We start from the raw sequence: 15,125 nt of genomic DNA, 5'->3' as shown, positions 1-15,125 counted from the left end.
TCCTTTCAATATCCACAAATTCCTTTTTGTTTTAAACTAACATATATTTCGTTTCCTATTATAAGATGATCTAATAGCTGTATGCCTAAAAGTTCACCGCATTCTTTTAATCTATGTGTTATATTTATATCCTCATTACTAGGTGATGGATCTCCCGAAGGATGGTTATGGCACACAATTATAGATGCACTATTTTTCTTTATAGCATAGTAAAATACTTCCCTTGGATGTACCAGTGCAGAATTTAAACTTCCTATAAATACATCTCTAATGCCTATAACTATATTTTTTGTATTCAACATAATAACTTTAAAATATTCCTGCTTCAATCCCTTCATTTCTTCCATGACAAGCATTGCTGCATCTCCTGGATTGCATATCTTATAATCATCACCATCCCTATAGGATTTGAATCTCTTTGCCAATTCCACCACAGCAAATATTTTAGCAGATTTTGCCTTTCCAATGCCCCTAATATTCATAAGATCTTCTAAATTAGAATTAAAAATTCCATTTAGTCCTCCATTGTCTTTTATAATCCTGCTGCTTAAAGATATTATATTTTCTTTTTTTGTACCTGAACCAAGTATTATTGCCAAAAGTTCTGAATTAGAAAGAACTTCTGGTCCATATCTGAATAACCTCTCCCTAGGTCTTTCATTTTGTGGTAAATCCATAATTTTTACTAATTCATTCATTTAAAAACTCCTTATTATAGATTTAACCCCATCTCACTTAACATATTATACAACTTATTTAAAGGTAATCCTACTACATTATAATAACATCCATGGATTTCTCTTACAAAAACTCCTCCATGACCTTGAATGCCATAGGCACCTGCTTTATCCTTATATTCTCCTGTTTTTAAATACTCCCTTATGCGTTTATCGTCTATTTTAGAAAATATTACACGAGTACACACAAAGTCCTTAATTATTTTATTTGAGGATTTATCTATAATTGCTATGCCTGAATATACCTTATGCTCATTTCCGCTTAAGGATTTCAGCATATGAAAACCTTCCTCTATACTACGTGGTTTTCCAAGTACCTTTTCTTTAAAAAATACTATTGTATCACATCCTATTATTATAGAACTACTGTCTTTCAACTTTGAGCACACATTTTTAGCTTTACCTTCAGCTAGCTCCATAACATAAGAACCACAATTTCCATTAAATTCAACAGAATTTTCATCAAAATCACTTACCATAACTTCAAAATTTCCTGTTAATCTCTTTAAAAGTTCCTTTCGCCTACTGGAAGCCGAAGCCAATACAATCTCCATGTCATCACTTCCTAATATCTTCTATATAGTATTATAGCCACAATTATACCAATTATAGTCATAATGTTTATACTAAACTTTGCTCCTAAAGTCAATACTACAACCTTAAGATTTAATATAACTGGTTCAGTCATCCCTACAGAATAAGAATTTTTAAAAAAGTTTAGAAAACTAAAATTATTTCCAATAGCATCTCCTATAAGACTTCCACATATAGCTCCTAAAATTATAAGAAACCATAAAAAGCTCTTACCTTTTTCAGCCCCTCTCACAAAAATCCCCCTACCTTAACATTATATCTTATATAGTTTATCATTTAATAAAAGCATAAACAAGTAGATATATTATTGTTCAAAAAAATTTTTTAATTAAACATAAAAATGACAAGTATTGGTGTAAATGTCCCCGTACTTGCCCTTATATTATGACCGATTATCTTAACAAGATAAAATTAATTAGATTTTACTTTTTTTAATATATTAAATATATACATATAATTTTCTTCAGCTTTATCCTTCGTTATTTCTTTAGGAAGCTTGTTTACATATTCTGTTAAATCTTTTAAAACTAATTTATTATTGCCATTTTCCGTTTTTTCACTTTTTAAAGAAGAACACCATTTTTTTAATTCATCTGTTTGTATAGATTTTACATCTTGTTCTGAAAGCTTATTTAGTATCTCTAGATTTGCATTTATTATTTCTGCTATTTCAACATTACACAGATCATCCCTCTTTATTGTAAATGCCATTTTTGAATTGTCTATTTTTTGGTCTGTAAGAGATTTCATCATTTTTTCTCCAACATCCTCTTGAAACACACCTAAAAATACCCTTGTCTTATCTGAATCCTGTATACAAAATGGAAATCCATATTTAGCTAACAAACTCTTTTCCTCTGCTGCGTTATTTTTATCTTTATAAACTCCACCTTGTACAGCTATAAATTCAGTAGATTTACCATCTACAGCTGAACTACTCTTATCAGAAGTATTTTGAACCTTATTTTGAGATACAGTACTGGCCGTATTGTCATTTAAATTTCCTGATGTTCTAAATACCACTTTAAATATAAAAGTTCCTAGTATAAATGCAGCTGCAAGTATTATACACGTAAAAAACACAAAAGACTTAGTACTTTTCTCTCTTTTTAAATCATATCGTGTGTACTTCATTTTTTCACCCCTAATTTTATACTATTTTTATATATTAATATTATGGGATAAAAAAATTATTACTGATAATTATTAAATTTTTTTCATAATTATCATGTCCATGTGCTTTCCATCTATGTCATAGAAATTCTTTACTATTCTAATAGCTTTATACCCAGCACTTTTCCAGATATTCATGTTTTCAATTTCATTTTTAATTGTTCTAGCAAAAAATTCAGTCACATCATATTCTCTAGAAAAATACTCTATTATTTCTTTTATTAAAATGCCCCCTAAACTTGTATTTTTATATACTTCAGATAGATAAAAATACCATATCCAAAGTTCATTTTCATTTTTAAACTCAATTCTCCCCTTTAATATTCCTATTAAAATACTGCCCTTTTCTATTTTTAAAAAGAACTCACACTGACTTATATAGCTCTCCAAAAATCTCTCTCTTAGATCTTCTAAATTTGTTTCTCCCTCTAGGAAATCCTTCCTATTCATCAATTTTTGTATGGACACTAAATCTTTTTCTTGCACATTAGAGATTTTTATATCTTTATATTCTATTTTAACATCCAGCATTGCTTCACCTCTTTTGTACATTTAATTTGATTTAACTCTATTAAAGGATTATACTTTTAAAATTCTACACAAATTTAAAAATTCCTTTATTTATTAAATCAATTGACATAAAAACAACACTGAATTCTTAAATCACTAATTCCAATTAACTACATTACCATTAGTAGACTAATTTAAAACTCTAGCTCCCTGTAAATCTGGATCAAGTAAAATAACCTTCCAAGTATCTTCTAGTTCACTTAAGAAATTTTTCATGGAACTTACAAATTTCTCTGCATTTTTATCCACTACTGCCATAAGTGTAGATCCTGAACCACTTATAAATTCTCCTATAGATCCTAAGTCTTTGGATTTTTTAAAAACATCATCAAAATTTCTTATTAAACTTTTTCTATAAGGTTGATGGATTTTATCTTCAAAACATATTCTAAGTTTGTCAAATTCATTGTTATAAAGAGCACTTATAAGCATAGCAGACCTAGAAGTGTTAAATATACAGTCCTCTTTTAAATAAGATTTAGGTAGAACTTCCCTAGAAAGAGCTGTGTTAACCTTAAAAGATGGTATCATAGCAACAAATTTTAACTTATCTGGTACATTTACCTTTGAATGTTTTATATCCTCGCCCACTTTTATAGATATTACCATTCCTCCAAGTGCTGCAGGTACAACATTATCAGGATGTCCCTCTATTTTCGTAGCCAAATCAATTACATCTTCCATATCCATTTTATTTTCCATAATTGCATTTGCAGCTGTTATACCACCTACTATACATGCAGAACTACTTCCAAGCCCTCTTGACATAGGTATATCACATTTAAGCACATTTATTTTAAATCCATTATAAGAATATCCTTGTTCATTCATAGCACTCACTATGCTTTGGTATATAAGATTTTCCCTAAAATCCTCTTCTAACTTTAATCCACCATTATATATTTCAGTTTTTCCAGTTATTTCTTCAACTTCAATTTCATTGTATAATTTGAGTGCCATACCTAAAGTATCAAATCCCGGTCCCATATTTGCTGTAGTCGCCGGCACCCTAACTTTGACTTTAGTCATATCTAATATCCCTCCAATTTTGTAAAAACCTTTGCTAAAATTCTATTCTCATTATTTGTCTAAAACCAATAACTTCTTCACAGACTGCACATTTTTTTCACTTTTTACTTTTTCAATATATTCATCTATTAAATCTTCGTTATCTGCATTTACAAAAGCTACAACTTCTTCCTTATTTCCAGAAACACTATTAGACAAAATATAACAGCTTTTAAAACTTGAAGATATACTTTCTATAATTTCTACTCTATTTTGTGTTTTAATTCTTAAAAGCCATTTACTTTTTAAATTCCAGCTCTTATTTATACTAGCCTTTTCACTACTAAAAGTAATAGTTTTTTCTCTTTTATTTTCAACTATATCTGCTATATCTGCAAAAACTGCACTAGCTGTAGGAAACATACCTGCTCCTTTTCCTGAAAACATCACGTCTCCTACTGCATCTCCTTCTACTAAAATAGCATTGTATTCATTCTCAATTTTCCCGAGCATAGAATCTTGTTTTACCATAACTGGCATAACAGTTGCATATATATCATCTTCAGATACCTTACTGATTCCAAGAAGTTTTATACTGCACTTTTGCATTTTGGCATATCTGAAATCATCGCTATCAATTTGTGTAATTCCTTCTATATTTATATTCTTCCAATCCACTCTTCTGTTATATGCAATAGTAGATAAAATTGAAAGCTTTCTAGCTGCATCATATCCTTTAACATCTGATTCTGGATTTGCTTCTGCAAAACCCATTTCCTGAGCAAGTTTTAAAGCTTCTTCATAACTCATACCATTATGACTCATTTTTGACAATATAAAATTTGTAGTACCATTTAATATAGATTTGATACTCTTTATTTCATTTCCCACAAGACATTCATTCATTGATTTCAATATAGGTATTCCCCCTCCAACACTTGCCTCAAAATGAATGGTAACTCCATTTTTTTTAGCTAACTGCAAAAGCTCATATCCTCTTTCTGCCATCAAATCCTTGTTAGCTGTAACTACATGTTTTTTCATATTTAAAGCTCTTTTTATATATTCATAAGATGGATTTAGCCCCCCCATAGCTTCCACTATGATGTCCACCTTTTCATTGAATATATCCTCTATATTTTCTGTTAAAAGCCCCCTATTTTTATTGTTTAAGTGTTTATCTACATTTCTAACCAAAATTTTTGATATTACCAATTCCTCATCTAGTTCATCTTTAAATTTATATCTATTTCTAGATATAAGTTCAGCTACTCCACTTCCTACTACTCCATATCCAAGCATTGCTATATTTGCCATTTTACTTCCCCCTAATTATTTAATCTTATCAAGTAATTCTAAAACTCAGATAAATTTATTTAAGTATTAAGTTACATTCTAATGTTAAAAAAACCCTTCCCTACTGGGACGAGTTTTATCGCGTTTCCACCCAATTAACAGTGTCAATTTTTAGTTATCACTAAAATAACTAAGCCCCATTACAGCCTAGGATATTCATCCATTACTTAAAAGCCATTACTGTCTCTCAATATCCATAACGCAGATCTGCGGAAATACCTACTATTAAATTTCAGTATACAACTCAAAGGTGGTTTTCAATAAATATTAACTTAGGGAATATTACAGCCTATGAATCCCCCTCTCTAAAAGCAATACATTATTTACTTTTCCTTTTCATTGTTTTTGCACATAATTAAAACAAACTTCATCATCTATTCCACTGCTACCAAACTTACACTTATAACGCTGTCTAACTTACCTATCTCTTCAACAAGTTCATTAATTTCTACTTCCAATTTAGAAGCATCAAAAGTTATAGATACAGCAGCCGCATTATTTATGGGTATATCCTGATTTAAAGTCAATATGTTGCCCCTTCTTTGCGCTATTTTATCAAGTATATTTGATAGTGACCCAGTCTTATGAGCTAATATAAGTCCAATAGTTACCTTGTGACTTGTTATACCTTCAGATAATGTAAACACTGAATCTTTGTACTTATAATAACTGCTTCTACTTATGCCTACTTTCTTTACACCTTCTGATATGTCTTTTACACAACCAGTTCTCAAAAGTTCTTTTACCTTTACAACTTTGTCAAACACATCAGGAAGTATTTTAGTATCAATTATAAGAAATCTATTATTCATAAAACCCCGCCTTGTCCGTCATTCAAACACACATGTATGTTGTTGAAGTATATGAATTATAATATCATAATAAAAATAAATATTCAACAGTTTTTATGAAAATTTTTATCTCAAAATGCAAGTAATCCTTTACACGTAAATTATATTTTTTAGTTAATAGCTAATGCGGATTTTTTTCGTTACACTACAAAAAATCTTTAATTAAATTTTTGAATACTCGTTTTCCTAAAGCAAAACATTACTAATGGCTAAATTATCAAAGAAGGCCTAAAATCCAAGTATGTTCCACCTTTTAACATGTGACACTATTGAAACCTTACTTAAAGCAGGAGATTTAATTATTTCATCATTGGAGAATCCTCTAATAGCTTGAAGTGCTATTTTTGTATATGATGACTTAGTTTTATTTTGTAGTTCAATTAAATCTTCTAACTTATACCCATGTAATGTATTAACCTGTAACATTGGTCTATCCATATTTATATGAGTGATTCTAATTGAAATTTTAACTTATACATAAAATATACTAACAAAATAGAAATCACACTTAAAAACTTTTTTATTAAATATAAGTAATCATTTACACGCAAACATCACAAAATCAAATATAAAGTTTTAACTAAAAAATAAACTTGTGCGTAGAAATATTTTACAATAAGCAAGTACATTTAAATATTTTGCATATAAGTCTTAGCTTTTTGTAAATTTTCTGCTTAGACTTATCAAAATATTTAACGTACTTGTGGTTGTAAAAATATTCGGAACACAAGTTTATTTTTCGTTTAGAAACTCTATATATTTTCTTTAATCTTCAAATATTATATATGGTACTGTAACTATAGCTATATTTCTTCTTCTCAAAAGCATGGTTTTAATAAATAAAGCCGTTTGATTATGAAGTATATTTCCCCACCATTTTGTAACTACAAATTGGGGAAGAACTACAGTAACTGTATCCTTAGATCCTGCTGAGTACTCTTCGGATTCTATAAATTTAACAAGAGGACCCACAATACTTCTGTAAGGTGATTTTTTTACTATTATTGGTATGTCCACATCATATTCGTGCCATTTTTTCAAAAGCTTATTTGTAGCCTCATCATCTACAGAAACATGAAAAACTATTATATTTTTAGAAATTGTTCTTGCATAATTTAAAGCTTTCAAAAAAGATTTATTCAAAGTGTCAATAGGAACTATTACGTATCTCTTTTGTTCTGCAAAATTTATTTCTTTAGGTTTTTCATCAATAGATAGTCTTAACTGTTCTGCTACTTTAGTATAATGTTTTTTTATAATCGCCATGAAATATACTATAGTTGGTATAAGTATAAAAACTATCCAAGCTCCACTTGTAAATTTTGTTATTCCAAGTAAAACAGCTGTAAATAAAGTTACAGAAGCACCTACACCATTTATAAAAGCTCTGTGAACCCACCCTTGTTTCCTTATTTTAACCCATCTTACAAGCATCCCAAACTGTGATAATGTAAAAGATATAAAAACTCCCACAGCATAAAGAGGCATTAAATAGTGAGTTTCGCCATTAAATAATACAACTAATAAACAAGATATAATTCCTAAAGTTATAATTCCATTAGAATATCCAAGTCTTTTTCCCCTTTTGGCAAACTGTCTTGGTGCAAAACCATCCTTAGCTATATATGCTAAAAGCATTGGAAGTCCTGCGAAGGCTGTATTACTTGCCATAATAAGTATAATTGCAGTAGTTGCCTGAATTATATAAAACATAACATTGTTCCCAAATACCTGAGCTGCTATCTGAGCTACTACGGTTACATTAGAATTAGGAACTGAATGATATAATGTTGCCAGGTAAGATAAACCTAAAAATACTATAAATACAGTAAAAGAAAGAAGTCCTAATACTTTCTTAGCATTTTTTTGACACGGCTCTTTGAAGTTAGGTATTCCATTACTTACTGCTTCAATACCCGTTAAGGCTGTACATCCTGAAGAAAAAGCCCTTAAAAATAAAAAGAGAGTTATATCTCCTGTAACCTGAGGTACTTTATAAGCAGCTACTGGAGTATATCCAAAAATTTTAACCTTACATATTCCCCATGCAATCATAACTAGTATAGATATAATAAACAAATATGTAGGTACACCAAACATTTTAGAAGATTCTCTAAGTCCTCTAAGATTTCCTATAGTCATAAATAGTATTAGCAATAAAGTTATTTGAACTTTATATGGAAAAAGTGATGGAATTGCAGATGTTACTGCTGCTGTTCCTGCACAAGCACTGACTGCAACGGTAAGTATATATCCTATAGTAAGTGATGCGCCTGCTACAAGTCCTGGTGTTGTACCTAGGTTATCTTTGGCTACAATGTATGATCCACCACCGCCTGGATAAGCATCTATAGTTTGTCTATAAGACATAGTAACTAAAAACATTAAAAGTACAATACACAATGTAGCATAAAACATATATTTATATGACATTATTCCAATTACAGGTATTAATACCCAAAGTATTTCCTCTCCTGCATAAGCCACTGAAGAAATAGCATCACTAGATAATATAGGTAGTCCCCAAAATACATTTAATTTTTCACTTTTTAATTCTTCAGTTTTTAAACTTTTTCCTATTAAAAGTTTTTCTAATTTAGATCCCATTTTTTTGCTCCTCTAAAAGTAAATTTTCTTTTAAGTTTAGTATGGAATGATTATATATTATAATTAACTTTTATCATAACCTTCTTTTGAATATTTAAAGCTTATTTTAAATTAAATTAGTCAATCTAAAGCTTAAAAGTAGGTTATTTATCTATATTATTCATTAATTCTTCAATTTAATACGATTTTAGCATACTACTAATTATTGACTATTAAAACTATTGATTATTTTTCACATATAATGTATTTATAATTCTAATTAAGCAAGTAAAAACTATATTTATATGTGTTATATAAATATAGTTTTTATAAGTATCCTATAATTGAACAATATTATTGCCCTTTAAGACCAATATATCAAATTTCTAATATGTACTTATTTTAAATCATGTGCCAGTTCTTTCATCTCAGTAGTCATAGATAATACTTCCTGTAACCCAGAATTAATTTGCTGGATAGATGCTGCTTCATTTTCAGTAGTTTTTGATGTATAATCAGAAGTTTCCAAGGTTTTTGAAACAGAAGTCTGAATATTTGAAGTAAGTTCTATAACTTTAGCAGCAGTTTCCTTTGAACTATCCGAAAGTTTTCTTATTTCGTCTGATACTACACCGAATCCTTTTCCAAATTCTCCCGCCCTAGCAGCTTCAATAGCCGCATTTAATCCAAGCATTTTTGTCTGATCTGCAATACTTTTTATAGAACCTATAATTTCATATATTTTAGACGACAGCTCCTTTATACTTTGAATTTCTTTATTTAAAGATTGTTGATTTTCTGAAACCGTAACAGCAGAAGATGCTAGTCCTTCCATAGCTTGAGATATTTGCTGTAAACTTTCGTTTATGTTTTTACCCATATGTTCTAACTTGTATTGATTATACCCAAGTTTAGATAAAGTATTTGCCATCATATATAATACCTTTGCTATAGCTTCTACTCTATCTTTTTCTACAACTTTTACTTTTTTAAGTGCCTCTATGTATTCATTTGGATCTACTCCTATTTCTAGGGCTTTTTTTCTAAATTTATCTTCATCAGGTGGTGCCGTCAAAACTTGTCCTCCAATAACGCTGCCAATAATCTTACCTTGTAATACTATTGGAGCTGCATAATCTGTAAGTCCAGCATGACAAGTATAAACAGCAGGTTTACCTGTTCTATAAGATTCTTCTCCACCTTTTTTATCACATTCCTGGCACCTTTCATTGCCAATTTTACATCCTCTTGTAAGCTTCATGCAGAAATCGGTAAAACAACTTCCTTCAGTTACAGGTGAACCTGTATCATCTATAGAAACACTTGCTGTTCCAGTACCTTTAGAAAAATTATCTTGAAGTTCTTGTAAAAACTTCAAGTCAATTATATCTTCCATTTTTATTTCATTAAAATCTTTTTTTTGAGTTTTATTATCCATATCGACATATATCCCCCCTAATTAATGCAATAATAACTTATTATATATTTATCGTAATTATAATCCATTTACTTTATACAATATAACTCAACTTTCGCACATATAAAACTTTGCGAAGCAAAGCTTCGCAAGTTAAGAATTAATAATGAAAAATTAATAGTCAAGGATGATTTTTAGCTCTCGCAAAAAATCTTTAAATTTATATGAACCAGCCATGTTTCGCTTTAGCGAAACGAGCTATCAAAAATTTAATCAAAGATTTTTTGTAGTGTAACGGAAAAAAATCCACATTAACTATTAATTTTTAACTCTTAATTTTTAATTATATTTATCAATTAACGTTCATCCCATTCAATAGAATCTACAATACCTACGATAGAAGCATCTATTGGTATATCATTTTGAGAATCACTAGAATTTCTTGATCCACTTCCTGTAACCACAATTACAGTGTCATTAGCACCTGCACCTACAGTATCTACAGCAACAAAATGATCACCTATTAAATTTTCTTTTTCATCTATTTTTTTTACTATTAATAGTTTGTTTCCTATAAGCTTTTCACTTTTTTGGGTAGAAACAACCTTTCCAACAACTTTGCCTAAAAACATACATACCCTCCTTTATTTAAGTTTTTCTAATCACTAGTATTATACAATTAAAATATTTGGCAATATTTTTCTACTTTTAATTATTTACATGTTATTTTTCGTTTTTTATTAGTATCACAACTATATTGCAATTTTAGACTTAAATCAATTTTCAGATTTATCATTATATAAATTCAAATCTATGTCATACTTAGTTATCTTTCTGTATATAGTTGCCTTGCCTATTCGTAGTAATTCAGACGCCTTCATGGCATTTCCTTTACAATATTCAAGTGCATTTCGTATACATCGTTCTTCTACTACTTCTAAAGGTAAAATTTCTTTTGATAAATCATTACTTATTTGTATTTCAGCTTTTCCACTCCTACCAATCAAGTACTTTGAGGTTATCATGGTATCCTCGCAAAGATAATAAGATCTTTCCACTACATTTCTAAGTTCTCTTGTATTTCCTTCAAAATTATACTTCTTCAACTTTTCTATGTAGGAAGGGTCTATATACTTGGGATCACATGGATTCTTAATATTAAGCTGACTCACAAAATACTGGGCTAAAAGTTCTATATCTTCCTTTCTGTCTCTTAGAGGAATAAGATGAATATTCATGACATTAAGTCTATAATAAAGATCTCCTCTAAAATTTTTGTTTTCAACCTCATCTTTAAGTACCCTATTGGTTGCCGCAATTACTCTTACGTCAATAGATTTTTCATAATTTCCTCCAACCCTAACTATTTTAAGGTTATCTAATACCCTTAAAAGTTTTGACTGAATATCAAGTGGGAGTTCTCCTATTTCATCTAAAAATATTGTACCTCCATCTGCTAATTCAAATTTTCCTGGATTTCCTCCTTTTGATGCACCAGTAAAGGCACCTTTTTCGTATCCAAAAAGTTCACTTTCTACTAATTCTCTAGGTATTGCAGCACAGTTTACAGCTACAAAAGGCCCCTTACTTCTACTGCTGTAATTATGAATAGATTGGGCAAATACTTCTTTTCCTGTGCCGCTTTCACCTTCTATGAGTATATTACAATTTGTTTTAGCTGCTCTTTTAGCTAACTTTATGACAGTTTTCTCCCTTTCGTTTTTTGTAATGACATCATCAAAAGTAAATGAAGCCTTATAACCCACTAAATTATTTACCATCTTATGTAGGTTTTTAGTATCTCTAATAGCTAGTACTAATCCTATTATTCGTCCTCTTAATTTTACAGGCACCAAATTTACAACACATCTTATCCTTTTTCCATCTATATAAAAACTACAATCTTGCGACCATTTGTTTTCTCCAGTAAGTACCACAGTTTTTAATATTTCATCCTTTAATATTTCATTTAAATAAGTTAAATATAAAGTTTCTTCTTTCACTCCCAGTATTTTAACAGTTGTTATATTAACTTTTTTTATTAAAAGGTTTTCGTCTGTAATTATGAGACCATCGTAACAGCAATCAAAAATAGCTTTAAGTATAAAAGATGATATATCATATTCCAATATACTGTCCATATCAATCCTGCACATACTACCTACATCATCTAGGAAACTCATATCTTCCATTCTTTAACCTCCTTCTATATGTAAATCTTCTATTTAGTTTTAGTATATCACATTTTGAGAACAATCATGAAAAATCATTGTATCATTATGATAAATATTTATATAATATCATAATGATATTGACTTTTTGTGTCATTATGATATTATATAAATATAAAGTGTCTTGTTTCAACAGGACAACAATTGGCACAAGAGTTGCTTAAATATAAATGTGAATATATGTTTGAAAAAACATTTTAATAGCCCTAAACCTAAAATCTAAGTAAAAATACTCCAGCATAGTTAGACCCCTATGCTGGAGTATTTTTTACTTATCCAAATTTCTTCTTTAATCTTTGTACTTTGGTATTTAAAAAATTGAGTTAAGTTATATACAACAAAAAACTAAGAGCTTTCACCATATGGCTATGATGAAAGCTCCTAAATATTATCTATAGTTTTATCCGATTGCTACCATTGCTAACCCCTCATCTTCTTCAAAGCAGGGGATAATCACTGCTACGCACCTGGATAAGTTCTTCCCCTAAAGGATAACGTATTCTAAGTGCTAAAGGCACTAAGAATACTGTTAATAAGGTTCAGATGGAGAAAAGGTATTCCTTATAAGCAATCTCCACCTGAACCTAAGAATCACTTGATATACTTTTTAGCTTACTTCACGTTCGTCGTCATCTTTTTTTTCAACTATATTATTATTGTCATCATAAGTAACTAGTTTGAGAGATTTTGTAGGACAAACTTCTATACAAGCAGGCCCTCCATCCCTATCCTGGCAGAGATCACACTTATTTGCTACCACTCTTCCTTTTCCATTCACAGTAGGATTACCTTCCTCACTCATCTTAAGTCCCTTTTGGTCTACAACTTCTCCATCCCTATATTGAGAAGCTAATTCAATAGCTCCAAAAGGACAAGCTAACATGCAGATTTTACATCCAACACATACATCTTTATTTACACTAACATAACCATTTTCATTTGAAATAGCGTTAACTGGACAAGCTTTACCACAAGGTGCATCTTCGCATTGTCTGCATTGAACAGGAGCACTTACTTTAGCAGTTTTTATCACATTTAAGCGAGGATTAAAATTAATCTTGGATACATTTGTGTTAAAAAAGTCCCCTCCTGAATGTGCAATACCACAAGCTGCTTCACAAGTCCTACATCCTATGCATTTATTAGGATCTGCTACTACGAGGCAATTCTTCATTTTATTAACTCTCCTTTTTTCTTGAGATATATTTAGTGTGCAATAATTCATGAGACTTAGCTCCTAATGGTTTGTCTAAGAACTCATCATATATTTTCTTTATTTCTGGATTTTCATGTGATTTTCTATAAGTAAGATTAGCGTCATGATTATATAGTCCCTTTTTCCTATTATTATAAGCTTCCTCTTTATCTGAATCAAGTATAACTTTAGGTTGTCCTCCACCACTTATACATCCTTGAGGACAGGTCATAACCTCTATAAAGTGCAAATCACATTTGCCTGCCTTTACTGATTCCATAACGTCTTTTACATTTTTTAAGCCGGAAACTACTCCTACTTTTAGTCTAATATCCCCTAAATCTACTTCAGCAGTTCTAAAACCTTCTCCACCTCTTACCATAGTAAGATCTATACTTGGAATAGTTTTTTTAGTATAAAGTTCATATCCAGTTCTAAGTGCTGCTTCCATAACTCCACCTGTAGCACCAAATATAGTTCCTGCACCGGTATACATACCAAGAGGAGTATCAAACTGTTCTTCTTCAATAGTATTAAAATCTATATCAGCATCTTTGAACAGTTGTGCTAATTCCCTTGTAGTTATAACTGCATCTACATCCCTGTGTCCACTGTCATGCATTTCTTCTCTTTCACTTTCAAATTCCTTGCATGTACATGGCATAACAGATACATTATAAATTTTAGCCGGATTAACCTTATTTATCTCTGCTCCATAAGTTTTAAATATAGCTCCAGCCATCTGATTTGGAGACTTACAACTTGAAAGATGAGGTAAAAGTTCTGGATATGTTTGTTCTGCATATTTTACCCATGCTGGACAACAAGAAGTAAACATTGGCAAAACTCCGCCTTCAGCTACTCTTTTTAGTAACTCACTACCTTCTTCCATTATAGTAAGATCTGCACCAAAGTTTGTATCATATACTTTGTCAAATCCTAATTTTCTGAGTGCAGCTGCCATTTTTCCTTCACTTAAAGTTCCAAGAGGCATTCCAAAATCCTCTCCTATAGCAACTCTTACAGCAGGTGCACATTGCACAATTTTAAATACATCTTTGTTTTGTAAAATTTCTTTAACACTCTTTGCCTGACCTTTATTATATGCTGCAAATAATGGTTCATCTACTTCCTTTAACAATCCTCTATCAAATAACCTTTTGCTAACTGGAGTAGGAACATCGTCGTATACAGATTGATAGCCTTTACAAACTTGAATGCATTGTCCGCACATAACACACTTTTCAGTATTTATCTTCTGAGGTTTACCCTGTTCACCTTCTATAGCATCTACAGGGCAGACATCCGCACATCGTCTGCAGCCTGTACATAATTCTTCATCTATATTTATCATAGAAGTACTAGTTGGCATATTTAACATTCCTTTCTTTTCCGGATTTTTATAAC

Annotated in this window: 15 protein-coding genes and 1 other annotated feature; all 15 genes read right to left on the bottom strand. The window is 30.3% G+C overall.

What is annotated here, in order from left to right:
• Window positions 1–5 precede the first annotated feature (5 nt).
• The 15 genes from radC to CLJU_RS03480 all read right to left on the bottom strand — a co-directional run bounded on the left by radC (window position 6) and on the right by CLJU_RS03480 (window position 15,090).
• On the bottom strand, window positions 6–698 hold the full coding sequence (radC, locus tag CLJU_RS03550; RefSeq protein WP_013237391.1) for a RadC family protein: 693 nt from the start codon (window positions 696–698) through the stop codon (window positions 6–8).
• A gap of 14 nt (window positions 699–712) precedes the next feature.
• Window positions 713–1,291, bottom strand: coding sequence for a Maf-like protein (locus tag CLJU_RS03545; protein WP_013237390.1), 579 nt, complete (start codon window positions 1,289–1,291; stop codon window positions 713–715).
• An 11-nt stretch (window positions 1,292–1,302) separates the two neighbouring features.
• Window positions 1,303–1,563, bottom strand: a complete 261-nt coding sequence (locus tag CLJU_RS03540) for a DUF4321 domain-containing protein (RefSeq protein WP_013237389.1) — start codon at window positions 1,561–1,563, stop codon at window positions 1,303–1,305.
• 179 nt (window positions 1,564–1,742) lie between these two features.
• Window positions 1,743–2,465, bottom strand: a complete 723-nt coding sequence (locus tag CLJU_RS03535) for a hypothetical protein (RefSeq protein WP_013237388.1) — start codon at window positions 2,463–2,465, stop codon at window positions 1,743–1,745.
• 72 nt (window positions 2,466–2,537) lie between these two features.
• A complete protein-coding gene (locus CLJU_RS03530; RefSeq protein ID WP_013237387.1) occupies window positions 2,538–3,035 on the bottom strand; it encodes a GNAT family N-acetyltransferase in 498 nt (165 codons plus the stop codon).
• A gap of 168 nt (window positions 3,036–3,203) precedes the next feature.
• On the bottom strand, window positions 3,204–4,103 hold the full coding sequence (thrB, locus tag CLJU_RS03525; protein WP_013237386.1) for a homoserine kinase: 900 nt from the start codon (window positions 4,101–4,103) through the stop codon (window positions 3,204–3,206).
• A 51-nt stretch (window positions 4,104–4,154) separates the two neighbouring features.
• Window positions 4,155–5,399 carry a homoserine dehydrogenase gene (locus CLJU_RS03520; protein WP_013237385.1) on the bottom strand — a complete coding sequence of 415 codons (1,245 nt, stop codon included), beginning with the start codon at window positions 5,397–5,399 and terminating at the stop codon, window positions 4,155–4,157.
• Window positions 5,400–5,500: 101 nt separating this feature from the next.
• Window positions 5,501–5,787 (bottom strand) — a binding site (T-box leader).
• Between the two features lie 25 nt (window positions 5,788–5,812).
• Window positions 5,813–6,250: an ACT domain-containing protein gene (locus CLJU_RS03515; protein ID WP_013237384.1), complete on the bottom strand. Its 438-nt coding sequence runs from the start codon at window positions 6,248–6,250 to the stop codon at window positions 5,813–5,815.
• 267 nt (window positions 6,251–6,517) lie between these two features.
• Window positions 6,518–6,715: a hypothetical protein gene (locus tag CLJU_RS03510; RefSeq protein ID WP_013237383.1), complete on the bottom strand. Its 198-nt coding sequence runs from the start codon at window positions 6,713–6,715 to the stop codon at window positions 6,518–6,520.
• A 339-nt stretch (window positions 6,716–7,054) separates the two neighbouring features.
• Complete coding sequence (locus CLJU_RS03505) at window positions 7,055–8,896, bottom strand: APC family permease (protein WP_013237382.1); 1,842 nt, start codon at window positions 8,894–8,896, stop codon at window positions 7,055–7,057.
• A gap of 376 nt (window positions 8,897–9,272) precedes the next feature.
• Window positions 9,273–10,313, bottom strand: a complete 1,041-nt coding sequence (locus CLJU_RS03500; protein WP_013237381.1) for a PocR ligand-binding domain-containing protein — start codon at window positions 10,311–10,313, stop codon at window positions 9,273–9,275.
• A 335-nt stretch (window positions 10,314–10,648) separates the two neighbouring features.
• A complete protein-coding gene (locus tag CLJU_RS03495) occupies window positions 10,649–10,924 on the bottom strand; it encodes a EutN/CcmL family microcompartment protein (RefSeq protein WP_013237380.1) in 276 nt (91 codons plus the stop codon).
• Window positions 10,925–11,068: 144 nt separating this feature from the next.
• Window positions 11,069–12,448 (bottom strand): sigma-54 interaction domain-containing protein, encoded by a 1,380-nt coding sequence (locus tag CLJU_RS03490; protein ID WP_242825709.1) that lies wholly within the window; start codon window positions 12,446–12,448, stop codon window positions 11,069–11,071.
• Between the two features lie 682 nt (window positions 12,449–13,130).
• Window positions 13,131–13,697 carry a 4Fe-4S dicluster domain-containing protein gene (locus CLJU_RS03485; protein ID WP_013237378.1) on the bottom strand — a complete coding sequence of 189 codons (567 nt, stop codon included), beginning with the start codon at window positions 13,695–13,697 and terminating at the stop codon, window positions 13,131–13,133.
• A 4-nt stretch (window positions 13,698–13,701) separates the two neighbouring features.
• Complete coding sequence (locus CLJU_RS03480; protein ID WP_013237377.1) at window positions 13,702–15,090, bottom strand: [FeFe] hydrogenase, group A; 1,389 nt, start codon at window positions 15,088–15,090, stop codon at window positions 13,702–13,704.
• Window positions 15,091–15,125: the final 35 nt, after the last annotated feature.

Source organism: Clostridium ljungdahlii DSM 13528, assembly GCF_000143685.1.
GTDB classification, from domain to species: Bacteria; Bacillota; Clostridia; order Clostridiales; family Clostridiaceae; genus Clostridium_B; species Clostridium_B ljungdahlii.
Note: the sequence above shows the minus strand (reverse complement) of the source record. Positions and strands in the feature narration are given on the sequence as shown.

Coding starts and splice junctions, on each gene's coding strand:
- radC (WP_013237391.1), bottom strand. CDS start 698: ATGAATGAATTAGTAAAAATTATGGATTTACCACAAAATGAAAGACCT.
- CLJU_RS03545 (WP_013237390.1), bottom strand. CDS start 1,291: ATGGAGATTGTATTGGCTTCGGCTTCCAGTAGGCGAAAGGAACTTTTA.
- CLJU_RS03535 (WP_013237388.1), bottom strand. CDS start 2,465: ATGAAGTACACACGATATGATTTAAAAAGAGAGAAAAGTACTAAGTCT.
- CLJU_RS03530 (WP_013237387.1), bottom strand. CDS start 3,035: ATGCTGGATGTTAAAATAGAATATAAAGATATAAAAATCTCTAATGTG.
- thrB (WP_013237386.1), bottom strand. CDS start 4,103: ATGACTAAAGTCAAAGTTAGGGTGCCGGCGACTACAGCAAATATGGGA.
- CLJU_RS03520 (WP_013237385.1), bottom strand. CDS start 5,399: ATGGCAAATATAGCAATGCTTGGATATGGAGTAGTAGGAAGTGGAGTA.
- CLJU_RS03515 (WP_013237384.1), bottom strand. CDS start 6,250: ATGAATAATAGATTTCTTATAATTGATACTAAAATACTTCCTGATGTG.
- CLJU_RS03510 (WP_013237383.1), bottom strand. CDS start 6,715: ATGTTACAGGTTAATACATTACATGGGTATAAGTTAGAAGATTTAATT.
- CLJU_RS03505 (WP_013237382.1), bottom strand. CDS start 8,896: ATGGGATCTAAATTAGAAAAACTTTTAATAGGAAAAAGTTTAAAAACT.
- CLJU_RS03500 (WP_013237381.1), bottom strand. CDS start 10,313: ATGGATAATAAAACTCAAAAAAAAGATTTTAATGAAATAAAAATGGAA.
- CLJU_RS03495 (WP_013237380.1), bottom strand. CDS start 10,924: ATGTTTTTAGGCAAAGTTGTTGGAAAGGTTGTTTCTACCCAAAAAAGT.
- CLJU_RS03490 (WP_242825709.1), bottom strand. CDS start 12,448: ATGTGCAGGATTGATATGGACAGTATATTGGAATATGATATATCATCT.
- CLJU_RS03485 (WP_013237378.1), bottom strand. CDS start 13,697: ATGAAGAATTGCCTCGTAGTAGCAGATCCTAATAAATGCATAGGATGT.
- CLJU_RS03480 (WP_013237377.1), bottom strand. CDS start 15,090: ATGCCAACTAGTACTTCTATGATAAATATAGATGAAGAATTATGTACA.